The sequence below is a fragment of the Mycobacterium venezuelense genome, assembly GCF_054919535.1.
The window spans coordinates 24,471-47,783 of record NZ_JBONDW010000002.1 but is presented as its reverse complement, the minus strand read 5'-3'; the positions used below and the strand labels follow the sequence as shown (position 1 = coordinate 47,783).

The following is a 23,313-nucleotide window of genomic DNA, read 5'->3' as shown; positions in this document are numbered from 1 at the left end:
ACTTGTCACCCGTGCCGACCACACTGCGGGCATGCTCGATCTCATCCTGCCGCTCGAATGCGGTGGTTGCGGGGCGCCATCGACGCGATGGTGTGCCACGTGCGCCAAAGAGTTGGCCGTCCGTGACGATGAACCTCATCTGATCACCCCGCGCCTCGATCCGGGGGTGCCGGTGTTCGCACTCGGCCGTCATGCCGGTGCCCGGCGCAGCGCGATCGTCGCGGTCAAGGAGAAGGGGCGCACGGACCTTGTCGCGCCGCTCGCCTGCGCGATGCGCACCGGACTCGACCGGCTGGTCAGCTGGGGAATCATCGAGGCTGCGCTGACCATCGTTCCGGCGCCCACCCGTCGGGTCGCGGCACGGCGCCGCGGCGGCGACCCGGTGACCAGGATCGCTGCGCATGCCGCGACCGGGCTGTCCGGCATCGGTGTGGTGCAGGCACTGCGCCTGCGGCCGTGGGCGCGGGACTCGGTCGGGCTATCGGGAGTCGACCGCCGGCGCAACATCGCGGGACGCGTCCGAGTGGTCAAGCGTGTGACGGGTGAGGTGTTACTGGTCGACGACATCGTCACGACGGGAGCCACCGCGGCCGAATCGGTCCGCACGTTGCGAACCGCCGGGATCCACGTGTCGGCCGTCCTCGCGATCGCCCATGCCTGACGGCCGCGACGATTACCCGCGCATCAAACGCAAGTGAAGAACTGAAAACACGTCGCCGAAATTACTGGCACGATCCGGTGAACACGGACTACCGTCGGCAGCAACCACCCGTGAACACCTCACGGCGGCGCTCAGACCGCAGCGCCACTTCACCGCACAGGGCCAGTCCTAGGCAGGAGGTGAGTTACTCGACACCTTGCGCCGATGGGCGGAGTGACAATCTTGGGCCCATCGCCGCGATTCGTTAAAGCCCGGCACGATAAGCGTGCGACGTGTGAGAGAAACGAGTTGCCAAGTATGTCAACCCATTCGCTGGATTCAAGCCGCACCATGGTCGTCGAAGACGTCCAGGAGAGCACCGCCGAGCCTCGCGCCGAGGTGGTGGTCAAGGGACGCAATGTCGAGGTCCCTGACCATTTCCGTATCTACGTCTCAGAAAAGTTGTCGCGCCTCGAGCGATTCGACAAGACCATCTACCTCTTCGACGTCGAACTTGACCACGAACGCAACCGCAGGCAGCGCAAGAACTGCCAGCACGTCGAGATCACCGCCCGCGGCCGAGGACCGGTCGTGCGTGGCGAGGCTTGCGCCGACAGCTTCTACGCCGCCCTCGAATCGGCGGCAGGCAAACTCGAAAGCAGGCTGCGCCGCAGCAAGGACCGCCGCAAGATCCACTACGGGGACAAGACCCCGGTCTCGCTGGCGGAGGCCACCGCACAAGACCCCCTGCCCGGCCTGACGCCCCCGGTGCGGGAGGAGACCCCCGAGTTCACCGACGGCGTCGCCACCCACGAACCCGGCCGCATCGTGCGGACCAAGGAACACCCGGCCAAACCCATGACAGTCGACGACGCGCTCTACGAGATGGAACTCGTCGGCCACGACTTCTTCCTGTTCCACGACAAGGAGAGCGACAAGCCGTCAGTGGTGTACCGCAGGCACGCCTACGACTACGGGTTGATACGCCTGGCCTGAGCAGGCCGATCGACAGACGCCAAAATCGCACTCCGGAGCGTTCCGGAGTGCGATTTTGCTTTCCGGGGTGCCCGACGGGTGCCACGTACGCGGACTCGGCGCGGACTAAGACCGGTCACCGGCGCGGGTCACCTACGATGGATCTCGACTGAAACCCGTGCGATCCCGCCCACGGGATCCATCGAAACCCACAGGGGAAATAGCGTGCTGTCGAAGTTGCTCCGTCTCGGTGAAGGCCGCATGGTCAAGCGCCTCAAGAAGGTGGCTGACTATGTCAACACCTTGTCCGACGACGTCGAGAAGCTCTCTGACGCCGAGCTGCGAGCCAAGACCGACGAGTTCAAGAAGCGGATCGCCGACGGGGAAGATCTCGACGACCTGCTGCCCGAGGCCTTCGCAGTGGCCCGTGAGGCCGCTTGGCGGGTCCTCAACCAGCGTCATTTCGATGTCCAGGTGATGGGTGGCGCCGCGTTGCACTTCGGCAACGTCGCCGAGATGAAGACCGGTGAGGGCAAGACCCTTACCGCGGTGCTGCCGTCCTACCTCAACGCGCTGTCCGGCGACGGCGTGCACGTCGTCACCGTCAACGACTATCTGGCGAAACGCGACAGCGAGTGGATGGGCCGGGTGCACCGGTTCCTCGGCCTGGACGTCGGCGTCATCCTGTCGGGCCTGACGCCCGAGGAGCGCCGGGCCGCCTATGCCGCCGACATCACCTACGGCACCAACAACGAGTTCGGCTTCGACTACCTGCGCGACAACATGGCGCACTCGGTCGAAGACATGGTGCAGCGGGGCCACAACTTCGCCATCGTCGACGAGGTCGACTCGATCCTGATCGACGAGGCACGTACCCCGCTCATCATCTCCGGCCCGGCCGACGGCGCCTCGAATTGGTACACCGAGTTCGCGCGCCTGGCCCCGCTGATGGAGAAGGACGTCCATTACGAGGTCGACCTACGTAAGCGCACGGTCGGCGTCCATGAGCTGGGCGTGGAATTCGTCGAGGACCAGCTCGGCATCGACAATCTCTACGAGGCGGCCAACTCGCCGCTCGTCAGCTACCTCAACAACGCGCTCAAGGCCAAGGAGCTGTTCCAGCGCGACAAGGACTACATCGTCCGCAACGGCGAGGTGGTCATCGTCGACGAGTTCACCGGTCGTGTGCTGCTGGGCCGTCGCTACAACGAGGGCATGCACCAGGCCATCGAGGCCAAGGAGCACGTCGAGATCAAGGCCGAGAACCAGACGCTGGCCACGATCACGCTGCAGAACTACTTCCGCCTCTACAACAAGCTGTCCGGCATGACCGGCACCGCCGAGACCGAGGCCGCCGAGCTGCACGAGATCTACAAGCTCGGCGTCGTCCCGATCCCGACCAACCGGCCGATGGTTCGGCAGGATCAGTCCGACCTGATCTACAAGACCGAGGAAGCCAAGTACATCGCGGTCGTCGACGACGTTTCCGAGCGGTACGAGAAAGGGCAGCCGGTCCTGATCGGCACCACGAGCGTCGAACGCTCCGAGTACCTGTCGCGGCAGTTCACCAAGCGCAAGATTCCGCACAACGTGCTGAACGCGAAGTACCACGAGCAGGAGGCCGGCATCATCGCCGAGGCCGGCCGGCTCGGCGCGATCACGGTCGCCACCAACATGGCCGGCCGCGGTACCGACATCGTGCTCGGCGGCAACGTCGACTTCCTGGCCGACAAGCGGCTGCGTGAGCGGGGCCTCGACCCGGTCGAGACGCCCGACGAATACGAGGCCGCCTGGGAAGACACCCTCAACACCATCAAGGAAGAGGCGGGCAAGGAAGCCAAGAAGGTCGTCGAGGCCGGCGGCCTGTACGTGCTCGGCACCGAGCGCCACGAATCCCGCCGTATCGACAACCAGCTGCGTGGCCGCTCCGGCCGTCAGGGTGACCCTGGCGAGTCCCGGTTCTACCTGTCGCTCGGCGACGAGTTGATGCGGCGGTTCAACGGCGCGACGCTGGAGTCGTTGCTCACCCGCCTGAATCTGCCCGACGACGTGCCGATCGAGGCCAAGATGGTCACGCGCGCGATCAAGAGTGCGCAGACGCAGGTCGAGCAGCAGAACTTCGAGGTCCGCAAGAACGTCCTCAAGTACGACGAGGTGATGAACCAGCAGCGCAAGGTCATCTACGAGGAGCGCAGGCTGATCCTCGAGGGCGAGAACCTGCAGGAGCAGGCCCACAAGATGCTGATCGACGTGGTGACGGCCTACGTCGACGGCGCCACCGCCGAGGGCTATGCCGAGGACTGGGACCTCGAAACCCTGTGGACCGCGCTCAAGACGCTGTATCCGGTCGGTGTCGACCATCACGACCTGATCGACTCCAACGCGGTCGGCGAGGCCGGTGAACTCACCCGCGAGGAGCTGCTCGACACCCTCATCAAGGACGCCGAGCGTGCGTACGCCGAGCGGGAGAAGCAGCTCGAGGAGATCGCCGGCGAGGGCGCTATGCGCCAGCTCGAACGCAACGTTCTGCTCAACGTGATCGACCGCAAGTGGCGCGAGCACCTCTACGAGATGGACTACCTCAAGGAGGGCATCGGCCTGCGCGCGATGGCGCAGCGCGACCCGCTCGTCGAGTATCAGCGCGAGGGCTACGACATGTTCGTCGGCATGCTCGACGCGCTCAAGGAGGAGTCGGTCGGGTTCCTGTTCAACGTCCAGGTCGAGGCCGCCCCGGCACCGGCGGTCGCCCCGGTGGCCGCGCCGCAGGGCTTGGCCGAGTTCGCTGCCGCTGCCGCGGCAAAGGCGTCCGACAAAGCGCAGTCACCGGATTCCGAGCCTGCCGCGGTGGCGACCAAGGAACGTCCGGAAGCCGGAAAGCCCGCTCAGCCGGCGCCGGCGTTGCGGGCGAAGGGAATCGACAATGATGCGCCGCCGCTGACCTACACCGGGCCGTCGGAGGACGGTTCCGCTCAGGTCCAGCGGACCAGTGGCGGTGGGCGGCATGCCGCTCCGGCCGGCGGCACGCGGCGTGAGCGGCGCGAGGCCGCGCGGCGACAGGCCAAGACCGGCCGGCCGGCGAAATCGCACCGCAAGCCCTAACCGATCTGTAGGGCCGTGAGTTGCCAGCGGCCGCTGCGGAATTCGACTCGCCCGGCGATGGCCCGCACCCGAGTTCCGCGGGTGTAGGTGGCGAACACCTCTGCTGCCGCCGGATCGGTCACCGCGCGTAAGCGCACCCTGCGCAAAGTGGCGGCAGCGCCATGCCGCGACCGGGCGAGCGTGACGACGACGTCGAAGAGCAACGGGTTCATCAGCGTCCGAAGCTGCGCGGGTGGCCTGCGCCGGTCGACGACTTCGAGTACCCGGCGCAACGCCATGTCGGCGAATTCTGCGGCACCGGCGTGCGGTTGACGCTCCGGCGGTGGCTCGACCAACCGCAACCGGCGCGCTGTGTGCCGGCGCAGCGCAGTGGGCGCGGGGCACACCGGCGTAGGCGCTGTCGGCGCGTGCAGCGGCAGCACGGGCGGTTCGTAGTCGACCACAGGCGAGGTCAACGAAGGCGGCCCGGCAGTGGGCTCGGAGGTGGCTTCCGGGGTGGTCAATGCAGTCTCCAGCGGTCGGCAGTACGGGGCGACATCTGCTGGAGAGGTGCAGACCTCCATATGATCTCACGCGTTGAGCGGGCTCGGAGCACCCATGATGCGCACTTGCAGAACCGCCGGTTACCGTGACGGAGTTCGACGCGGAGTTCGTCGCGAGTTGATATGGAGGTTGGCGCCGCATGGTGACCAGGCTGTCGGCGTCCGACGCTACGTTCTACCACCTGGAGAACACCTCGACTCCCATGTACGTGGGGTCGCTGTCGATTCTGCGCAAACCCCGTGCGGGTCTGAGCTACGAGACGTTGCTGGCCACCGTGGAGCAGCGGTTGCCGCAGATCCCGCGCTACCGCCAGAAGGTGCGCGAGGTGACGCTGGGATTGGCCCGGCCGGTGTGGGTCGACGACCGCGACTTCGACATCACCTATCACATCCGGCGTTCGGCTCTCCCGTCTCCCGGCAGCGATGCCCAGCTCCACGATCTGGTGGCCAGGCTCGGCTCGCGTCCACTCGACAAGACCCGCCCGTTGTGGGAGATGTACCTCGTCGAAGGGCTCACGAAGAACCGCATAGCGATCTACACCAAGAGCCACCAAGCGCTCGTGAACGGGATGACCGCGCTGGAGATCGGGCACGTGATCGCCGACCGCACGCAGAAGCCGCCCGAATTCGGCGAGGACATCTGGATTCCGGCCCGCGAGCCCAGCGACCGCCAACTGGTGGCGGGGGCGATCGGCGAGTGGATCACCCGGCCCACGAGCCAGCTCGCGGCCCTGCGGGACACGGTCACCGAAGTGGCCACCAATGCCGGGGAGCTGGCCGCGGTGGGACGCCGCGTCGCTGACGTCGCGCGTACCGTCGCGCGCGGTACGGCGCCGAGCAGTCCGCTCAACACCAGGGTTTCGCGCAACCGCAGGTTCTCGGTCGCCGAGCACCGGCTCGACGACTACCGCATGGTGCGCGCCCGCTACGACTGCGACGTCAACGACGTGGTGCTCGCGGTAGTGGCTGGGGCCCTGCGCAACTGGCTGTTGTCGCGCGGCGAACCGGTGACTCCGAGCACCACCGTGCGCGCCATGGCGCCGATGTCGGTCTATCCCGATGCCGAACTCGACACCGCAGGGCCCGGGCAGGCGATCAGCGAAGTGTCACCGTTTCTCGTCGACCTGCCGGTGGGGGAGGGCAACGCCGTCGTCCGGCTCTCGCAGATCGCGCATGCCACCGAATCGCATTCGACCGCGGCCAGTCTGGTCGACGCGCGCACCATCGTCACATTGTCCGGATTTGCCCCACCGACCCTGCACGCCATGGGAATTCGAGTGGCGACGGGTTTCTCGGCCCGCCTGTTCAACCTCTTGATCACCAACGTGCCCGGGGCTCAGAAGCAGATGTATGTCGCGGGCACGAAACTGCTGGAGACCTACGCGGTGCCGCCGTTGCTGCACAACCAGGTGCTGGCGATCGGCGTGACGTCCTACAACGGCATGCTGTATTTCGGCATCAACGCCGACCGCGACGCCATGAGCGACGTCGATGTGCTGCCGAGCTTGCTGCAGGAGTCACTGGAGGAACTGCTAGAGGCGGCCAAGTAAGCCACGCGCGCGAGGAGCAAATCGAACCGGGCAAACCAAGGAACTATTTGACCTGAGTCTCGGTTCGCGGTCTGATGAATTCACCATGACCGCTGAGATACGAAAAAGTAGATCCGACAAGCACACGCAAGAAGCCAAGAAAACAGAAAAAGCACTCAAGTCGCCCGCCGGCGAGGTAGTACCTCACCACCCTGTCCTCGACATCCCGGTCGAGGAGAAGGCCTATACCCGCAGGGAGGGACTTGACTGGGTGGTCTTCGGCGTCACCGCCGTGATCGCCCTCGGATTCCTGGTCTGGGGTTTTCTCAGCACCGACTCGCTCGCCACCGCCTCGACCAGCGCACTCGGCTGGGTGATGAACAACACCGGCTGGCTGTTCGTCCTGACCGCATCCGGATTCGTGGTGTTCGTCGTGTGGCTGGCGATCAGCCGCTACGGCAACATCCCGCTGGGCCGAGACGACGAGGAGCCCGAGTTTCGCACCGTGTCGTGGGTGGCGATGATGTTCTCCGCAGGCATGGGCATCGGCCTGATGTTCTTCGGGGTCTCCGAGCCGCTGTCGCACTTCGTGACACCGCCGCCCGGCACCGGCGATGCGGGCAATCCCGAAGCCGTCCAGATCGCGATGGCGACCACGCTGTTCCACTGGACGCTGCATCCGTGGGCCATCTACGCCGTCGTCGGCCTGGCCATCAGCTACGGCGTCTACCGCAAAGGCCGGCTGCAGTTGATCAGCGCGGCGTTCGAGCCGTTGCTGGGCGAGCGGGCCAACGGGCCGTGGGGCAAGGTCATCGACATGCTGGCGATCTTCGCCACGCTGTTCGGTTCGGCGGCGTCGTTGGGTTTGGGTGCGCTTCAGATTCGCAGTGGTCTGCAGATCGTGGGCGGTCTGGGGCAGACCGGCAACGCGATCCTCATCGGCATCATCGTCGTACTCACCATCGCTTTCGTGCTCTCGGCGGTGTCGGGCATCGCGAAGGGCATCCAGTGGCTGTCCAACATCAACATGGTGCTGGCGCTCGTGCTCGCGTCCTTCTTGTTCGTCGTGGGCCCGACGGTGTTCATGCTCAACCTGATTCCCACGTCGATCGGCAGCTACGTGCAGGAACTGGCGATGATGTCGGCCCGCACCGGCGCCGAAGGCGCGGAGGTGAAGACCTGGCTGCAGGCGTGGACGGTCTTCTACTGGGCGTGGTGGATTTCTTGGACCCCGTTCGTGGGCATGTTCATCGCGCGGATCTCGCGGGGCCGCACCATCCGGCAGTTCGTCGCCGGGGTGCTGTTTGTCCCGAGCGTGGTGTCGCTCGTGTGGTTCTGCGTGTTCGGCGGGGCCGCGATCCGGGCCCAGCAGGAGGGCGCAAACCTGGTCGGCGACGACATCGGTATCGAGCAGCAGTTGTTCGGCGTGCTCGACCAGTACCCGGTTGCCACCGTGGCGAGCGTTCTGGTGATGGTCCTGGTCGCCATCTTCTTCGTGTCCGGTGCTGACGCGGCGTCGATCGTGATGGGTTCGCTGTCCGAGCGCGGCACGATCAAACCGACCCGGCCCACCGTCATCTTCTGGGGTGTGGCCACCGGTGCGGTTGCGGCGGTCATGCTGCTGGTGGGCGGTGAGGACGCACTCAACGGTCTGCAGAAGATCACGATCATCGCGGCGCTGCCGTTCGTCGTCGTGATGGTGGGTCTGGCCGTGGCGCTGGTACGCGACTTGCGTACCGACCCGTTGGTGATGCGCCGGAAGTACGCGGTCGAGGCGGTGAACGACGCCGTGGTCGCCGGTGTCACTCAACACGGCGACGACTTTGTCATCGCGGTGAAGAAAGATCCCGCGGCGGACGGCTAACCTCGCGGGGTGCGCGTCTACATCCCGACGACCCTGGCCGCTCTGCAGCAGCTCGTCGCCGACCGGTCGTTGCGGGTCGTCAACGGGACGGCGTTCGCGGTGACCCCGACACTGCGGGAGGCCTACGCCGAGGGCGACGACGACGAGCTCGCCGAGGTAGCGCTGCGCGAAGCGGCACTGGCGTCGATTCGGCTGCTGGCCACCGGCGGCTCCTCGGATCTACCCACCCGCCGCGCGGTCGTGGTGGCCGAGGTGCCGGAGGCGACGGGGCGGCCGGACCTCGACGACGCGGTGGTCCGGCTGGGTGGTCCGGTGGACCTCGATGCCGTGATCGCCGTCTACGTCGACAACGCCGACGCCGAAGCGGCGGTGCTGGCCGCAGTGGATGTCATCGACGAAGCCGATCTCGGCGACGAGGACGCCGAACTCACCGTCGGTGACGCACAGGATCACGATCTGGCCTGGTATGCCCCGCAGGAGCTGCCGTTCCTGCTCGAGCTGTTGTGACCTACTGATCGGAGACTGTGCCGATGACGAGTCTGCGTCTGGCCGCGATGCTCACCCTCCTGGTGGCGATGACCGCATGTTCGGCCGACGGCGGCGACAGCACACCGACGGCTTCGCCGTCCGAAAGACCACCTGACGGCCCGTCGGTCTCCGGCATCGACTCGGCCGGGCGGATTACGGAGTTCCGCAACGTCAGGATCTTCGACGGGCGCGGTGACAGGTTGTCGGCACCGTCCAATGTGCGGGTTAAGGGCAATCGCATCGAGCGGATCACCACCGACCCGCTGCCCACCGAGCCAGACGTCACCGTCATCGACGGCAGTGGCCGCACGTTGATGCCGGGCCTGATCGACAACCATTGGCACACGATGCTGGTGCGGCCGCCGGTGACACAGTTGACGACTTTGGACCCCGGGTACCTCAACCTGTTGGCGGGCGCAGAGGCCACCGACACGTTGATGCGCGGGTTCACCACGGTGCGCGATCTGGGCGGTCCCAGTTTCGGTCTCAAGCGGGCTATCGACGAGGGTGTGGTCGACGGCCCGCGTATCTACCCGTCAGGTGCGATCATCACCGTGACCAGTGGCCACGGCGACTTCCGGACGCCCGCGGACCTGCCGCGCACTGCCGGCGGGCATGTGTCGCACCAGGAGGCACTCGGTGCGAGCATGGTCGCCGACAGTCCCGACGAGGTGCGGACGCGTACCCGTGAGCAACTCTTTCTCGGCGCGTCACAGATCAAGCTGACCGCAGGCGGTGGCGTCTCCTCCCCGCACAGCCCGCTCGACGCCGTGACGTTCACCGAACCCGAACTGCGCGCGGCCACCGAGGCGGCAGGCAACTGGGGCACCTATGTGACGGTGCACGCGTACACGCCAGAATCCATCCAGCAGGCCATCCGGGCCGGAGTGCGCTGCATCGAACACGCACACCTGATGGACGAAGCCACCGCGAAACAGATGGCGGACAACGACGTATGGCTGAGCACACAACCGCTGCCCGAAGAGATCATCGGCGCGTTCCCGCCAGGCTCCGAGGAAGCGGCGAAGGCCAAGGAGGTCATCGACGGGGTGGGCAACGTCTACGAACTGGCGCGTAAGTACAAGCTCAAGACGGCATTCGGCACCGACATCCTGTTCTCGCCGCAACTGGCGCCCAAACAGGGCGCCCTATTGGCAAAACTGGGGACCTGGTTCACCCCGGCGGAGGTGCTGAGGATGGCCACTTCGACCAATGCCGAGCTGCTCGCCATGTCCGGTAAACGCAGCCCGTACCCTGGCAAGCTGGGTGTGGTGGAGGAAGGCGCGTTGGCCGACCTGCTGCTGGTCGACGGCGATCCGCTGAAAAACCTTGCGCTGGTTGCCGATCCAGAACGGAACTTCAAACTGATCATGAAAGACGGCAAGGTCCATAAGAACACGCTGCCCTGACGCGCCCGTCAAATTTCGACGTAGGACTGGCTACTACTCCGTAGGTTACGGTACCGTAGGTTGCATGGCCAAGAACTACATCAAGATCTCGGCCAATGTTGCCGATACGGTCCGCCCCACCATCGCGGGAGCCAAGGAAAACCCCGGCTGGCATGCGGTGCGCAGCATCGTCGGGCGGATCACGACGCCGTTGTTGCCGGACGACTATCTGAAGCTGGCCAACCCGTTGTGGTCGGCTCGGGAACTGCGCGGCCGGGTGCTGGAAGTGCGGCGCGAAACCGTCGACTCGGCCACGTTGGTCATCAAGCCCGGATGGGGCTTTTCGTTCGACTATCAGCCCGGTCAGTACATCGGCATCGGTGTGTTGATGGACGGGCGCTGGCGCTGGCGGTCCTACTCACTCACATCGAGCCCGGTGACCGGTGCGCGCACCATCACCATCACGGTCAAGGCAATGCCCGAGGGGTTCCTCTCGACCCACCTGGTCGGAGGGTTGGCACCAGGGACCGTGGTGCGGCTGGCTGCGCCGCAGGGCAACTTCGTCATGCCCGACCCGGCGCCGGCGTCGGTGTTGTTCCTGACGGCCGGCTCGGGCATCACCCCGGTGATGTCGATGCTGCGCACGTTGGTGCGTCGGGACCAGGTCACCGACATCGTCCATTTGCATTCGGCGCCAACAGAATCCGATGTGATGTTCCGCGGGGAGCTGGCAGCTCTGCAGGAAGCCCATCCCGGCTACCGGCTGCGCCTGCGCCGCACCCGCAGCGAGGGCAGGCTCGATCTCGATCGTCTCGGCGACGAGGTGCCCGACTGGCAGGAGCGTCAGGCCTGGGCGTGCGGGCCCGAGGCGATGCTCAACGACGCCGAGAAGGTGTGGGCGGCGGCCGGGGTGTCCGGCAATCTGCACCTCGAACGCTTCGCCGTGAGCCGCGCCGCCCCGCACGGTGCCGGTGGCACGGTTACGTTCGAGCGCAGCGGCAAGGAGATCGCGGTCGACGGCGCGACGCCGCTCATGGATGCCGGCGAACAGGTGGGTATCCGGATGCCGTTCGGCTGCCGGATGGGCATCTGCCAGTCATGCGTGGTGGGCTTGGTCGACGGTCACGTGCGTGACCTGCGAACCGGCGTCGAACACGATCCGGGTACCCGAATTCAGACGTGTGTCTCGGCCGCCTCCGGCGACTGTGTGCTCGACGTTTAGGCTTTACTGACTGGTAACCTACGGATTCGTAGGTTACGGTAGCGTAGGTAGGCGAAAGGAGGCTGACGATGGCTGTTACCGACGTTCCCGCGTTCGCGCATCTCACCGATGCCGACATCGAGAATCTGGGCATCGAACTCGATGCGATCCGTCAGGACATCGAAGACTCCCGCGGGGAGCGCGACGCGCGCTATATCCGCCGTACCATCGCGGCACAGCGTGCCCTCGAGCTCGCGGGCCGCGTCATGCTGGCGGCAAGCTCGCGCCGCTCGGCGTGGTGGGCGGGTACCGCAACCCTGGGCGTGGCCAAGATCATCGAGAACATGGAGATCGGCCACAACGTCATGCATGGCCAGTGGGATTGGATGAACGATCCCGAGATTCACTCCTCGACGTGGGAGTGGGACATGAGTGGGGCGTCCAAGCACTGGCGGTTCACCCACAACTTCATGCATCACAAGTACACGAACATCCTCGGCATGGACGACGATGTGGGCTACGGCCTCATCCGCGTGACGCGCGATCAGCGCTGGAAGCCGATGAACCTGCTCAACCTGTTCTACAACACCATGTTGTGCACGCTGTTCGAGTGGGGCGTCGGGCTGCAGCACCTGGAGCTCGGCAAGATTTTCAAGGGTCGCGACGACCGCAAGGCCACGCTGATCCGGGTGCGCGAGTTCGGCGTCAAAGCCGGCGCGCAGGTGTTCAAGGACTACGTGGCATGGCCGGCAGTGACCTCGCTGTCGCCGGGTGCGACCTACAAGTCCACCCTGAAGGCGAACGCGATGGCCAACATCATCCGCAACGTGTGGGCCAACGCAGTGATCTTCTGCGGCCATTTCCCCGATGGCGCAGAGAAATTCACCAAGACGGACATGGTCGGCGAAACCAAGGGTCAGTGGTACCTGCGGCAGATGCTCGGCAGTGCCAATTTCGACAACGGCCCGGTGCTGCGCTTCATGAGCGGCAACCTGTGCCATCAGATCGAACACCACCTGTATCCCGATCTGCCGAGCAACCGGCTCTACGAGATCTCGATCCGGGTGAGGGCGCTGTGCGAGAAGTACGACCTGCCCTACACCACCGGCTCGTTCCTGGTGCAGTACGGCAAGTCCTGGCGCACCATCGCCAAACTGTCGTTGCCGGACCGGTTCCTGCGCGACACCGCTGACAACGCACCGGAGACCCGCAGTGAGCGGATGTTCACCGAGCTCGAGGGGTACGGCGTGACCGACCCCCACACCGGTCGTCGCCGCGGCTTGAAGACCGCGATCGAGACCGTGCGCGGCTGGCGCCGCACCAAGCGCGCCGCGTAGTTTTTCGTCCGACCGTGGGCTGTGCCGAATCTCGGCACAGCCCACGGTCGTTTTGTGGTCTGTGTCGTGGCCGATTGTCACGCTGGAGTGGCAGTGGGCGTCGAATGCCACGCTAGCGTGGCTGGCGGTGCTGAGGGTCTCGGCCGCTGGGTGCCTTCGCTGCCGATTGTCACGCTGGAGTGGCAGTGGGCGTCGAATGCCGACGCTAGCGTGACAACGGGCAGAGGGCAGTGCCGATCAGAGCCACGCGCACGCGTCGGATGAAGTGGACCGGACTGTTCGGTTTACAGTTGAGGTGTGCCGTCGGAACAGGAACCCGCTTCGCGGCCTCGGTTGACGTCTCGGGGCGTCGCGACCCGCAACCGCATCGTGACGGCCGCGGCCGAACTCATGCACGTCAAGGGTGTGGCGGCCACGACGATCGACGAGGTCCTTGCCGCGAGCGCAGCCAGTAAATCGCAGTTCTACCAGCATTTCGACGACAAGACCGAGCTCGTCTACGAGGTGATCACGCTGCGGGCCGATGAGATTCTGTCGTGGCAGCGGCTGCGGTTGGAGAAGGTCGACTCGTTTCGTGGCCTGGATCAATGGCGGGACGCCATGGTCCAACGTTGTACGTTGCGCCGTGGTCTGTGGGGATGCGAACTGGGGTCGCTGGCCGCCGAACTCTCCGACAGTGACGACAAGGCACGCGTATCGCTGGCCGAGCATTTCGCGCAATGGCGGGATCTGCTCGCGGCGGCGTTGCAGCGCATCAGAGACAGCGGAGCCCTTCGCGCCGATATCGACGCGAAGGGTCTCGCGACTGGGCTACTGGCCGCGGTAGAGGGCGGTTACCTGCTGTCGCAGACTGCGCACGATCCGCGTTTGATGCAATCGGCGCTCAACATGGCGATCGATCACATCAAGTCGTATCAGGCTGCCTGACAACGTTTTTAGTGGCCGCCCTTGCCGCCACCGGTGGGAGGCGCCGGGGTCACGATGTGCGTGGGCGTGAACTTGTTCCCGCCGTCGGGGTTCAGCCCCTTTTCGGTGGGCTCCACACTCGGTGCGGTGGTGGTCGTGGTCGTGGTGGTAGTGGTCGTCGGAGTGCTCGGAGCTTCCTCGCCACCGGTGCCGCAGGCCACGGCAAAACCGCCCATGGCGATGAGAGCGGCCAGGCCGGCAGTGGCGGCAAGGCGGCGGGGTAAACGACGTGAGGTCATCACGAATGTCCTGTCTATGAGCCGCGAATATTCAACTGAACTCTATCGTCCAATTTTTTCACGGTCAATTGCAGTTAGCAGGCATTGACACGTTGTTTGTGCCGGTGGTCGGACTTGGAAGTCCAAAACCGATCAATTCCAAGTATTCACCCGCTGTTCTCCCAGGGGCCTGGCAGCCGCCGCTCCTAGCCTCTGGCTCTCAACAGGTCGGGTTCACCGGAGGTCAGAATGAAAAAGTTGCTTGGAAAGGCCGCCATCGCGGTGGGGCTGTCTGCGGTTCCCGTCGGATTGTTGGCGACGGGTGTCGCCGCGGCGGACGACTATGCGGGACAAACATATGCCGACGCTCAATCGGCGCTTGCCGATGCCGGCATGAAGGGCGTCGTCTCGACGCGGTCGGGTGACTCGTTGTCCGACGACGACTGCGTGGTCACGAGTTCAGAGCAGGCGCCATGGATCAAGGGCGACGATTTCGCGCCGGTGACCGACACGGTGCTGCTCAACCTGAACTGCAACGCCGGCGTGGCCACGGCGACGGCGCCGGGTAACTCTGCCGCGAGTCCGGAAGGCCGGGCCGCGATCCAGAAGGCAAAAGAGGAAGCCGCGCAGGAGCAAGCGCAGGCGGCGGCCAACCAGACCAAGGCCAAGCGCTGATTTCGCCGAACTACTGCTTGACCGCGGTGCTGTAGTAGTTGTCGCTCAGCGAGTGCTGGCCGTCGGTTCGCGCGGGCACGGGCAGCCCGATTTCGGCAAGCAGGGCGGTGAGCTCCGTACGCGCCGTGGTCCAGCCCCTGGCACCGAGGTAGTCGTCGACGTCATTGCGCGGTCCCGGATAACCGAGCTCGCCGAGCTCGACGTCGAAACCGTGTTCCTGCCAACGTGCGGTGATCGGGTCCAAGTCCGGGGTGCTCTCCCCGTCCGCATCGCTGCCGAGTAGCGAGACCTCGCAGGCCAACCTGCTTCCCGGGGCGCTCAGTGCGGTGATGTTGTCGAGTAATCGGTCCTGAGCGTCGGCGGGCAGGAACGGCAACAGCCCCTCGGCGCTCCACGCCGACGGCGCGCTGGGGTCGAACCCACTCGCGCGCAGGGCTGTCGGCCAGTCGTCGCGCAGATCGATCGGCACCTTCCGGATGTCTGCGGTCGGTGCGGCCTCGAGCGAGGCCAGCGTGCGCGCCTTGAACGCCAACACATCCGGGACGTCGATCTCGAACACCACGGTTCCGGCGGGCCAGGCCAGCCGGTAGCCGCGCGCGTCCAGGCCCGAGGCCAGGATCACCGCCTGCCGGACACCTGCCTTCGCGGCCTCGGCGAAGAACGCGTCGAAGTAACGGGTGCGCGCCGCAAGCAGGTCGGTCATCTGTTGCATGCCCCATGGCGCACCGGGGACGTCGACCGCCTCGGCGTCGAGATCGCCCGTGGCCCAACGCGTGAAGAAGTCGATGCCGACGGCGCGCACGAGGGGTTCGGCGAACGGGTCGTCGATGAGCGCGGGTTCGGCTCTGGTGGCGCGGGCCCGGCCCGCCGCGACCATCGTGGCCGTGGCGCCCACGCTGGTGGCGAGATCCCAGGTGTCGTTCTCGGTGCGTTCCATGCCACCGATTTAACGCTTAGCTGAGCTAACCAGCAAGGGCGGCAGGTGAACTGTCAGGTTTCTTTCAGCACCGCCAGCAGCCGCCGCGCGGCAGTCACGCGATCAGCCGCCGCGCCGGACAGCGTGTCGAGCGCGCACTCCGGATCGGCAGGCGGACCCATGTGCCCGCATCCGCGCGGACAGTCGTCGATGGTGTCGGCCAAGTCCGAGAATGCCAGCAGCACATCATCGGGCTCGATGTGGGCCAGGCCGAACGAGCGCACCCCAGGTGTGTCGATCACCCAGCCCTCACCATCCATCGGCAGCGCGACCGACTGCGTCGACGTGTGCTTGCCCTTTCCGACGCCGGACACCTCGCCGATAGCCCGATCAGCTTCTGGCACAAGTCGATTAACGAGCGTCGACTTCCCGACCCCGGAGTGGCCGAGAAACACCGTGACCTGACCGGTCAGCAGGGGAGCGACGGCATCGAGCGGGTCGTCACGGCCCGCGTTGACGATCGTCAAATCCAGACCGTCGAACTGCGCGGCGAACGGCTCGGGGGGCGCAAGATCCGATTTGGTAAGGCACAGAATGGGATTCAGGCCGCCGGCATAGGCCGCGATGAGCGCGCGTTCGACGAATCCGGTGCGCGGTGGCGGATCGGCCAGCGCCACGACGATGAGCAACTGATCGGCGTTTGCGACGACCACCCGCTCGGTGGGATCGGTGTCGTCGGCGGTGCGGCGCAACACCGTTCGGCGTTCACCGCGCCGCACGATGCGGGCGAGCGTGTCGGGGCGTCCCGACAGATCGCCCACGACGTCGACATCGTCGCCAACGACGATCGGGGTGCGTCCGAGTTCACGGGCCCGCATCGCCGTCACGCGATGATGCGGATCGCGGTCGAGCGCACAGCCCCAGCGGCCGCGGTCCACTGTCACCACCATCGCCGAACGGGCGTCGGCATGACCGGGCCTGGTCTTGGTGCGCGGGCGGGTACCCCGACCCGGTCTGATGCGGACGTCGGATTCGTCGTAGTCCCGCGCGCTCAACGGCTGTTAATCCCCCGCGGAGTCCGCCAGCATGTCCACCCACATCAGCGGAAAGTCGGGCAGCGTCTTGGCCGTCGTCTCGATGTTCTCCACCTCGACACCGGGCACTCGCAGGCCGATGATCGCACCAGCAGTGGCCATCCGGTGATCGGCGTACGACCGCCACGTCCCGCCGTGCAGTGGCCGCGCGGTGATGAGCAGGCCGTCCTCGGTCTCGGCGCAATCCCCGCCCAGGCCGTTGATCTCGGTGGTGAGCGCTGCGAGGCGGTCGGTCTCGTGCCCACGCAGATGGGCTATTCCGCGCAACCGCGACGTCGAGCCCTCGCGGGCAAGGGCCGCAAGGGCGGCCACGGTCGGTGCGAGTTCGCCGACATCGTGCAGGTCGGCGTCGAAACCGTCATAGACGTCGGCGCCGGTGACTTCCAGGTGTGAATCAGCTTGTCGGACAGTGGCGTTCACCTTCGTCAGCAGATCGAGGATGGTGTCGGCGGGCTGGATGCTGACCGTGGGCCAGTCCGCGATCCGCACGGTGCCCCCGGTGACGAGCGCCGCGGCCAAGAACGGCGTGGCGTTGGACAGGTCGGGCTCGATGCTCCAAGCCCGCGCGGCGACGGGCCCCGGATGGACGTGCCAGCGGTTGGCCACCGAGTCGTCGACCTGCACGCCGGCGTCGCGCAGCATCGCGACGGTCATGGCCACGTGCGGAGCCGAGGGCACCGACTCGCCGGTGTGCACGATCGTCAGCCCGTCGGTGAACGACGCGCCCGACAGCAGCAGCCCCGAGACGAACTGCGAGGACCCTGACGCGTCGATCTCGACCGTCCCGCCGCTGACCGCGCCGCTGCCGCGCACGACGAACGGCAGGCTGTCGCCATCCACGTCGACGCCGAGCTTGCGCAGCCCGTCCAGGAGCGGGGTGATCGGACGCGCCCTGGCCTGCTCGTCACCGTCGAAAGTGACCGATGCCGTGCTGAGCGCGGCCACCGACGGCACGAACCGCAACACAGTGCCTGCCAGACCGCAGTCGACGCGGGCATCCGCGGCAGGTGCGATGGCACCGCTGACGGTCAGTTCACTACCGTCGCCCGTCACGGTCACGCCCAGCGTGCGGATCGCCTCGATCATGAGGTCGGTGTCACGACTGCGCAGGGCCCCGCTGACGGTCGACGGGCCCTGCGGGGTGGCCAGTGCGGCAAGGACCAGCGCTCGGTTGGTCAGTGACTTCGAACCGGGCACCGTCACCGTCGCATCGACAGGCGTGGTGGTCGACGGGGCAGCCCAGGCTGCTTTCTGCTCGTCGCGTCCGCTCACGGCCTATATCCTGCCTTGTCGCCCGATTCTGCAACCATGGGCTCTATGTGTGGACGTTTCGCGGTCACCACCGACCCGGCGCTGCTTGCGCAGAAGATCCAGGCCATCGACGAGACTACGTCGGCGTCGTCGGCCTCCGGCGACAAGGATGTGGCCGGCGCCAACTACAACGTGGCTCCGACCACGACCATCAGCAGCGTCGTCAAACGGCACACCGAGCCCGACGACGAGTCCACCCGCCGTGTGCGGTCGATGCGCTGGGGTCTCATCCCGCCGTGGGTCAAGACGGCCGAGGATGGCACGCCGGACAACAAAGGTCCGCTGCTGATCAACGCCCGCGCCGACAAGGTGACCAGCTCACCGGCGTTCCGCAACTCGGCGAAGAACAAGCGCTGCCTGGTGCCGATGGACGGCTGGTACGAGTGGAAGGGCCAGAAAGGCGAGAAGACGCCGTTCTACATGTACGGCGCGGATGGTGAGCCCCTGTTCATGGCGGGGCTGTGGACGACGTGGCGTCCGGCCGGGGCACCAAAAGACGCACCGCCGCTGCTGAGTTGCACGATCATCACGACCGACGCGGCCGGGCCCCTCGCCGACATCCACGACCGCATGCCGTTGACCATCAGCGCCGCGGACTGGGACCGCTGGCTCGATCCCGATTCCCCGATCGACGAGGGGCTGCTGCGAGGTCACGGCGACCTCGATCGGATCGCGATCCGCGAGGTGTCCCGGTTGGTCAACAGCGTGCGGAACAACGGGCCGGAGCTGATCGAGCCGGCCGAGCCGGAAGCATCCCTGTTTTGACCATCGATCCGGGCGTCATCGACGCGATCGGGGCAGATCTGCGCGCGGCTCGGTACACGGTCGACGGAGTGGCCGATCTGCTGGGCGCGGACGTGAACGCCGCGCTCGGCCGGGGAGTGTGGTGGCCCGCCCTGCGCGCCACCAACGCCGCACCGACCGATCAGCGGCGGCTGGCCGTCCTCGTCCGGCTGTTCCTGCTCGGCAGCGACGAAACATGCGAACAGGTCGAGGGGGCGCTGCCATCGGTGTCGTTGAAGGCTCTGGCCGCCAACGGTGTGGTCGAGGTGTCCGACGGTGCGGTTCGCGCGGCGCTCGATATCCGTCCGCACAGCGACGGAACCAACGATCTGATCGTCGTCTCGGATCAGGACGCCGCGCTGCGCAGTGGACCCCTCCGGCACGATCACGTGCTCGGCATCGGCGGCGCGTCGATATCGCTGGCCCGTGCCGTGATTCGCACACCCGTGAACCGCGCACTGGATCTGGGTACCGGGTGCGGAATTCAGGCGCTGCATCTCGACGCGCACTGCGCCGAGATCGTGGCGACCGATACCAATGAGCGGGCCCTGGCGCTCGCCGCTGCGACGGCGCGCGTCAACGGCATGTCGTGGGATCTGCGCCACGGCAGCCTGTTCGAGCCCGTCGCGGGGGAGCGCTTCGACCTGATCGTGTCGAACCCGCCGTTCGTGGTTGGGTCCGGTGCGCGTGACTACATCTACCGGGATTCCGGCATCGCCGGAGACGCATTGTGTCAGAGCTTGATTGAACAAGTCGGCGATCACCTGTCGCCGGGCGGTACGGCGCACATCATGGCCAACTGGATCGTCCGACCTGACTCAGAAGGCACTGACTGGCGCGATCGAGTGCGCGGCTGGCTGGCCGGCACCGGCCTGCACGCCTGGGTGGTGCAGCGCGAGCTCGCCGACCCGATCAGCTATGTCTCGCTGTGGCTGGCCGATGCGGGGGAGACGCCCGAACAGATGGCCGACCGCGGCGGGCAGTGGCTGGATTGGTTCGCCGAACACGGCATCGCCGGTATCGGTATGGGCTTGATCTCGTTGCGGGCACCCCGTCACGGCGAGGAGCCGGAGCAGATTCTCGAAGAGATCACCGCTGCGGACGAGATAGTCACCGGGTCGGAGGTCGACGCGTTCTTCGCGCGCCGCGACTACCTCCGCAACTCGTCAGATGACCGGCTGTTGGCGGCCCGGCTTTCGACGGCGCCGGTGTTCCTGGAAGAGCAATCCCTACCGGGTCCGGACGGTTGGCAGCAGATCGGGGCCGCGGTACGCCGCCCGGGCGGCCCGGCCGCCGTCATCGGCGTCGACGAAGTGTTACGGGCCCTGCTCGCCGGATGCCGCGGCGAAGTGCCGCTCGGCACGCTCATCGAACTGCTCGCGACACATCACGGCGTCGACGCCGATGCGCTCGCCGCGGCCGCGCTTCCCGAGGTGCGCGAGGCAATCGGCCGCGGCATCCTCTATCAGGCGCAGTAAGCGAGACGTCAGGACGCGAGCTGTTCCAGGCTCGCGAGGGTGTCGGCGCACGCGTCGGCGAGTTCGCGCCCCTTCACCGCGAAGTGGCGATGGAAGTATGCGGCGTGCTCGGCGTGCTCGTGGAAATGGTGCGGCGTGAGCACGGCGCTGAACACCGGCACCCCGGTTTCGAGTTGCACGCGCATCAGGCCGTCGACAACCGCCGACGCCACGAAGTCATGGCGATAGATCCCGCCGTCGACCACCAACCCGCACGCGGCGATCGCGGCGTAGCGGCCCGTGCCGGCAAGCTGGCGGACGTGGAGAGGTATCTCGAAACTTCCTGGCACTCTGATGATTTCGGTGTCGGGATATCCGTGGTCGGTCATGGTCTGGGCGAACGCGGCAACGGCTTCGTCGACTATCTCGGCGTGCCACCGTGCGGCGACGACGGCTACGCGCCGTGTTCGGTCGGTCGGCATGGGTTGGGCCTCCTAGAGGAATTAGAGAATTCCTCGGTAATGGTAGAGTAATTCTCGTGTCACCGTCGAGATCGCGAGGCCGGGATTCCCGAGAGCGGTTGTTGTCGGTTGCTCGACGCCGGTTCGCGGCCGAGGGTGCAATCGCCGCGACCCTGGATGAAGTGCGGCGCGAGGCAGAGGTGAGCGTCGGATCGCTCTATCACCACTTTCCCGACAAGCCCGCATTGGCGGCCGCGGTCTATGCGCAGGTGATGGCCGAATACCAGGCGGGGTTCGTCGCGATGCTGCGTGAGCAGGCTGGCGCCGAAGACGGAATTCGCGGCGGTGTTCGCCATCACCTGTCGTGGGTCGACGCGCACCGCGGCGAGGCCAGGCTTCTGCTCGGAGACCGCCTCGACAGCGCCGAACTGCGCGCCGCGAACCGGGACTTCTTTGCGGCCGTGCGTGATTGGTGGCGTCCGCACCATACCTACGGCGCGCTCGTCCGTATGCAGCCCGGAGTCACCGCCGCGTTGTGGCTCGGGCCGGCGCAGGAGTATTCCCGGTACTGGGTGGCCGGAGACCTTGCCGACATGGACACCGCCGTTATCGAAACGTTCGCCGATGCGGCATGGAATGCACTGGGCAGCACCAAAACTTGAGGAGTGGTCAGGATGAGTAAGCCGCTTTACCGCACCATGGTCGCCGACGGCGATGATCCGCAAGCTCCCGCCCGGGTTCGGGTCGAACGCAGCGGCGACCGGGCCGTCGTCACACTCGATGATCCGGACCGGCTCAACGTGCTGTCCGCGCCGCTGACCAGGCAGTTGCGCCGCAACATCGAGGAACTGGTGGCCGACAACGATATTCGGGCCGTGGTGTTGACCGGTGCCGACCCCGGGTTCAGCGCGGGAGGTGACCTGCGGATGATGCGTGCGGCCGTCGAGAGTAGATACGACGCCGAAGGAACCGCCGACGTCTGGCGGTGGATACGCCGCGAATTCGGCGGGATCGCACGGCTCATCGCCGGTTCGGACACAATTTTCGTCGCAGCACTCAACGGCCCGGCCGCCGGCGTGGGCCTCGCTTGGGCACTGACGTGTGATCTCACGATCGCCAGCGAGCGGGCCGTCATCGTGCCGGCGTTCGGCCGCCTCGGGCTACTCCCGGAGGTCGGGACGTGTTGGGCGTTGACCCGGCGTCTCGGCTATCAGGGCGCGCTGGCCTACTACCTCAAGGGCGAGCACATCGATGCCGAGGCCGCCCATCGGCTGGGCCTCGTACACGAGGTCGTCGCTCACGGTGAGTTGCTCGCGACGGCCGATGCCTGGTGCTCGCGGGTCGCCGCGATGCCACCGCACGCCGTTGCGATGGCGAAGCCGTTGTTGCGTGCCGCCGCGGACGCAAGCTGGAACGACGCTCTCACGCTTGAGGAGTTCGCCGAGCCGACGTGCTTCACCACCGCAGCCTTCACCGACAGCGTTGAAACCATGCTGTCCCGCGGAACCCGGGCGGACTAGCTCACCGGCGGCGTGCGGTCGCAATCAGGTAGGGGCTGGTGAACGACACCTGGCCCGTAGCATCAGCGCATTCGGCCAGCGCGGTCTCGAATGCCGTCAGCAGCTTCCCACGCTGAGGCTCGTCGAGCCGCCCCAGCAGATCGACGTGCATGGGCGACTCCTGGCTGATGAAATGCATCGCGCTCGACACCGATTCGAATTGCCAAGTGTGCAAACGCTTGTCGATGTCGAGGTCGTCGAAGCCGGCGGCCAGCCGTGTCGCCACGATCTCGGGATCGCCCCAGTCGTCGGGGGAGTGACCCGACGCCGGCGGCTGGCCGAGAGTCTGGACGATCGGGTTGTAGAACGGGCTGCCTGCTCCATCGCGGATCCATGAGGAGAACCCGAACACGCCGCCGGGCCGCAACAGTCGCGCGACCTCGGCCACCAGACTGTTCGGTTCGACGAAGATGATGCCCATGTTCGACGTCACCGCATCGAAGCCGGCATCGGGCAGTCCGGTATCGGCGGCGTCGGCCACCACCCAGTTGACTTCGGCGCCACCAGGCCGGTTGGAGGCGATCTCGATCAACTCGGGCGTGAGGTCGACGCCCGTGACGGCGGCACCTGCGGACGCCGCTGCCAGTGCGGCGCTGCCGGTGCCGCACGCAAGGTCGAGCACCTTGGCATCTTGGATCGGACGACGGCTGTCGACGGCGGCGACGACTTCACCCGCGATGGCTGCGATACGTTCGGCGACGGCTTCATAACGCCCGCCGGCCCAGTTGGTGGGTTTGGCTTCAGACACAGATCGAGTATGCCGATCGGCT

Annotated in this window: 22 protein-coding genes; 15 read left to right on the top strand and 7 right to left on the bottom strand. The window is 66.4% G+C overall.

What is annotated here, in order from left to right:
• Nucleotides 1-31 precede the first annotated feature (31 nt).
• The 3 genes from ACRCUN_RS02865 to secA all read left to right on the top strand — a co-directional run bounded on the left by ACRCUN_RS02865 (nucleotide 32) and on the right by secA (nucleotide 4,714).
• Nucleotides 32-661, top strand: a complete 630-nt coding sequence (locus tag ACRCUN_RS02865; RefSeq protein WP_462140164.1) for a ComF family protein — start codon at nucleotides 32-34, stop codon at nucleotides 659-661.
• Between the two features lie 330 nt (nucleotides 662-991).
• The gene (gene hpf / locus ACRCUN_RS02860; RefSeq protein ID WP_462140561.1) at nucleotides 992-1,636 is read left to right on the top strand and encodes a ribosome hibernation-promoting factor, HPF/YfiA family; all 645 of its coding nucleotides are present in this window, start codon (nucleotides 992-994) and stop codon (nucleotides 1,634-1,636) included.
• Between the two features lie 204 nt (nucleotides 1,637-1,840).
• The gene (gene secA, locus ACRCUN_RS02855) at nucleotides 1,841-4,714 is read left to right on the top strand and encodes a preprotein translocase subunit SecA (RefSeq protein ID WP_462140163.1); all 2,874 of its coding nucleotides are present in this window, start codon (nucleotides 1,841-1,843) and stop codon (nucleotides 4,712-4,714) included.
• On the opposite strand, the gene ACRCUN_RS02850 is transcribed toward secA, so the two are convergent.
• The gene (locus ACRCUN_RS02850; protein WP_462140162.1) at nucleotides 4,711-5,217 is read right to left on the bottom strand and encodes an Rv3235 family protein; all 507 of its coding nucleotides are present in this window, start codon (nucleotides 5,215-5,217) and stop codon (nucleotides 4,711-4,713) included. The two genes, secA and ACRCUN_RS02850, sit on opposite strands and share 4 nt — an antisense overlap.
• A gap of 179 nt (nucleotides 5,218-5,396) precedes the next feature.
• Between ACRCUN_RS02850 and ACRCUN_RS02845 the strand changes: the two genes are divergently transcribed.
• The 7 genes from ACRCUN_RS02845 to ACRCUN_RS02815 all read left to right on the top strand — a co-directional run bounded on the left by ACRCUN_RS02845 (nucleotide 5,397) and on the right by ACRCUN_RS02815 (nucleotide 14,030).
• Nucleotides 5,397-6,806, top strand: a complete 1,410-nt coding sequence (locus ACRCUN_RS02845) for a WS/DGAT/MGAT family O-acyltransferase (RefSeq protein WP_462140161.1) — start codon at nucleotides 5,397-5,399, stop codon at nucleotides 6,804-6,806.
• Nucleotides 6,807-6,891: 85 nt separating this feature from the next.
• Nucleotides 6,892-8,649 carry a BCCT family transporter gene (locus ACRCUN_RS02840; RefSeq protein WP_462140160.1) on the top strand — a complete coding sequence of 586 codons (1,758 nt, stop codon included), beginning with the start codon at nucleotides 6,892-6,894 and terminating at the stop codon, nucleotides 8,647-8,649.
• Nucleotides 8,650-8,658: 9 nt separating this feature from the next.
• Nucleotides 8,659-9,156 (top strand): DUF6912 family protein, encoded by a 498-nt coding sequence (locus ACRCUN_RS02835; protein WP_462140159.1) that lies wholly within the window; start codon nucleotides 8,659-8,661, stop codon nucleotides 9,154-9,156.
• A 23-nt stretch (nucleotides 9,157-9,179) separates the two neighbouring features.
• Complete coding sequence (locus ACRCUN_RS02830) at nucleotides 9,180-10,586, top strand: metal-dependent hydrolase family protein (protein ID WP_462140158.1); 1,407 nt, start codon at nucleotides 9,180-9,182, stop codon at nucleotides 10,584-10,586.
• A gap of 64 nt (nucleotides 10,587-10,650) precedes the next feature.
• The gene (locus tag ACRCUN_RS02825; protein WP_462140157.1) at nucleotides 10,651-11,787 is read left to right on the top strand and encodes a ferredoxin reductase; all 1,137 of its coding nucleotides are present in this window, start codon (nucleotides 10,651-10,653) and stop codon (nucleotides 11,785-11,787) included.
• Between the two features lie 68 nt (nucleotides 11,788-11,855).
• Nucleotides 11,856-13,103, top strand: a complete 1,248-nt coding sequence (locus ACRCUN_RS02820) for a fatty acid desaturase family protein (protein ID WP_462140156.1) — start codon at nucleotides 11,856-11,858, stop codon at nucleotides 13,101-13,103.
• A 297-nt stretch (nucleotides 13,104-13,400) separates the two neighbouring features.
• On the top strand, nucleotides 13,401-14,030 hold the full coding sequence (locus tag ACRCUN_RS02815) for a TetR/AcrR family transcriptional regulator (protein WP_462140155.1): 630 nt from the start codon (nucleotides 13,401-13,403) through the stop codon (nucleotides 14,028-14,030).
• Nucleotides 14,031-14,038: 8 nt separating this feature from the next.
• On the opposite strand, the gene ACRCUN_RS02810 is transcribed toward ACRCUN_RS02815, so the two are convergent.
• Nucleotides 14,039-14,308, bottom strand: coding sequence for a hypothetical protein (locus ACRCUN_RS02810; RefSeq protein WP_462140154.1), 270 nt, complete (start codon nucleotides 14,306-14,308; stop codon nucleotides 14,039-14,041).
• A gap of 228 nt (nucleotides 14,309-14,536) precedes the next feature.
• Here ACRCUN_RS02810 and ACRCUN_RS02805 point away from each other — a divergent pair, with 228 nt between their 5' ends.
• The gene (locus tag ACRCUN_RS02805) at nucleotides 14,537-14,962 is read left to right on the top strand and encodes a hypothetical protein (RefSeq protein ID WP_462140153.1); all 426 of its coding nucleotides are present in this window, start codon (nucleotides 14,537-14,539) and stop codon (nucleotides 14,960-14,962) included.
• 10 nt (nucleotides 14,963-14,972) lie between these two features.
• Here the strand turns inward: ACRCUN_RS02805 and ACRCUN_RS02800 are convergent, their stop codons facing one another.
• The 3 genes from ACRCUN_RS02800 to aroA are packed head-to-tail and all read right to left on the bottom strand — an operon-like array spanning nucleotide 14,973 to nucleotide 18,244.
• Nucleotides 14,973-15,899 carry an SAM-dependent methyltransferase gene (locus tag ACRCUN_RS02800; protein WP_462140152.1) on the bottom strand — a complete coding sequence of 309 codons (927 nt, stop codon included), beginning with the start codon at nucleotides 15,897-15,899 and terminating at the stop codon, nucleotides 14,973-14,975.
• A 53-nt stretch (nucleotides 15,900-15,952) separates the two neighbouring features.
• Nucleotides 15,953-16,933, bottom strand: coding sequence for a ribosome small subunit-dependent GTPase A (gene rsgA / locus ACRCUN_RS02795; protein ID WP_462140151.1), 981 nt, complete (start codon nucleotides 16,931-16,933; stop codon nucleotides 15,953-15,955).
• Between the two features lie 6 nt (nucleotides 16,934-16,939).
• Complete coding sequence (gene aroA, locus ACRCUN_RS02790; RefSeq protein ID WP_462140150.1) at nucleotides 16,940-18,244, bottom strand: 3-phosphoshikimate 1-carboxyvinyltransferase; 1,305 nt, start codon at nucleotides 18,242-18,244, stop codon at nucleotides 16,940-16,942.
• Nucleotides 18,245-18,289: 45 nt separating this feature from the next.
• Between aroA and ACRCUN_RS02785 the strand changes: the two genes are divergently transcribed.
• Nucleotides 18,290-19,048, top strand: coding sequence for an SOS response-associated peptidase (locus ACRCUN_RS02785; protein ID WP_462140149.1), 759 nt, complete (start codon nucleotides 18,290-18,292; stop codon nucleotides 19,046-19,048).
• Nucleotides 19,045-20,544, top strand: coding sequence for a DUF7782 domain-containing protein (locus ACRCUN_RS02780; protein ID WP_462140148.1), 1,500 nt, complete (start codon nucleotides 19,045-19,047; stop codon nucleotides 20,542-20,544). The genes ACRCUN_RS02785 and ACRCUN_RS02780 overlap by 4 nt, the downstream gene beginning before the upstream one ends.
• An 8-nt stretch (nucleotides 20,545-20,552) precedes the next feature.
• On the opposite strand, the gene ACRCUN_RS02775 is transcribed toward ACRCUN_RS02780, so the two are convergent.
• The gene (locus ACRCUN_RS02775; protein WP_462140147.1) at nucleotides 20,553-21,005 is read right to left on the bottom strand and encodes a 6,7-dimethyl-8-ribityllumazine synthase; all 453 of its coding nucleotides are present in this window, start codon (nucleotides 21,003-21,005) and stop codon (nucleotides 20,553-20,555) included.
• A 56-nt stretch (nucleotides 21,006-21,061) separates the two neighbouring features.
• Here ACRCUN_RS02775 and ACRCUN_RS02770 point away from each other — a divergent pair, with 56 nt between their 5' ends.
• Nucleotides 21,062-21,646: a TetR/AcrR family transcriptional regulator gene (locus ACRCUN_RS02770; protein WP_462140146.1), complete on the top strand. Its 585-nt coding sequence runs from the start codon at nucleotides 21,062-21,064 to the stop codon at nucleotides 21,644-21,646.
• A gap of 12 nt (nucleotides 21,647-21,658) precedes the next feature.
• Nucleotides 21,659-22,504, top strand: a complete 846-nt coding sequence (locus tag ACRCUN_RS02765) for an enoyl-CoA hydratase/isomerase family protein (protein ID WP_462140145.1) — start codon at nucleotides 21,659-21,661, stop codon at nucleotides 22,502-22,504.
• Between the two features lies 1 nt (nucleotide 22,505).
• On the opposite strand, the gene ACRCUN_RS02760 is transcribed toward ACRCUN_RS02765, so the two are convergent.
• Nucleotides 22,506-23,291, bottom strand: coding sequence for a class I SAM-dependent methyltransferase (locus tag ACRCUN_RS02760; protein ID WP_462140560.1), 786 nt, complete (start codon nucleotides 23,289-23,291; stop codon nucleotides 22,506-22,508).
• Nucleotides 23,292-23,313 lie beyond the last annotated feature (22 nt).

Coding starts and splice junctions, on each gene's coding strand:
- hpf (WP_462140561.1), top strand. CDS start 992: ATGGTCGTCGAAGACGTCCAGGAGAGCACCGCCGAGCCTCGCGCCGAG.
- ACRCUN_RS02785 (WP_462140149.1), top strand. CDS start 18,290: ATGTGTGGACGTTTCGCGGTCACCACCGACCCGGCGCTGCTTGCGCAG.
- ACRCUN_RS02830 (WP_462140158.1), top strand. CDS start 9,180: ATGACGAGTCTGCGTCTGGCCGCGATGCTCACCCTCCTGGTGGCGATG.
- ACRCUN_RS02840 (WP_462140160.1), top strand. CDS start 6,892: ATGACCGCTGAGATACGAAAAAGTAGATCCGACAAGCACACGCAAGAA.
- ACRCUN_RS02775 (WP_462140147.1), bottom strand. CDS start 21,005: ATGCCGACCGACCGAACACGGCGCGTAGCCGTCGTCGCCGCACGGTGG.
- ACRCUN_RS02845 (WP_462140161.1), top strand. CDS start 5,397: ATGGTGACCAGGCTGTCGGCGTCCGACGCTACGTTCTACCACCTGGAG.
- ACRCUN_RS02865 (WP_462140164.1), top strand. CDS start 32: ATGCTCGATCTCATCCTGCCGCTCGAATGCGGTGGTTGCGGGGCGCCA.
- ACRCUN_RS02765 (WP_462140145.1), top strand. CDS start 21,659: ATGAGTAAGCCGCTTTACCGCACCATGGTCGCCGACGGCGATGATCCG.
- ACRCUN_RS02810 (WP_462140154.1), bottom strand. CDS start 14,308: ATGACCTCACGTCGTTTACCCCGCCGCCTTGCCGCCACTGCCGGCCTG.
- ACRCUN_RS02800 (WP_462140152.1), bottom strand. CDS start 15,899: ATGGAACGCACCGAGAACGACACCTGGGATCTCGCCACCAGCGTGGGC.
- ACRCUN_RS02820 (WP_462140156.1), top strand. CDS start 11,856: ATGGCTGTTACCGACGTTCCCGCGTTCGCGCATCTCACCGATGCCGAC.
- ACRCUN_RS02805 (WP_462140153.1), top strand. CDS start 14,537: ATGAAAAAGTTGCTTGGAAAGGCCGCCATCGCGGTGGGGCTGTCTGCG.
- ACRCUN_RS02825 (WP_462140157.1), top strand. CDS start 10,651: ATGGCCAAGAACTACATCAAGATCTCGGCCAATGTTGCCGATACGGTC.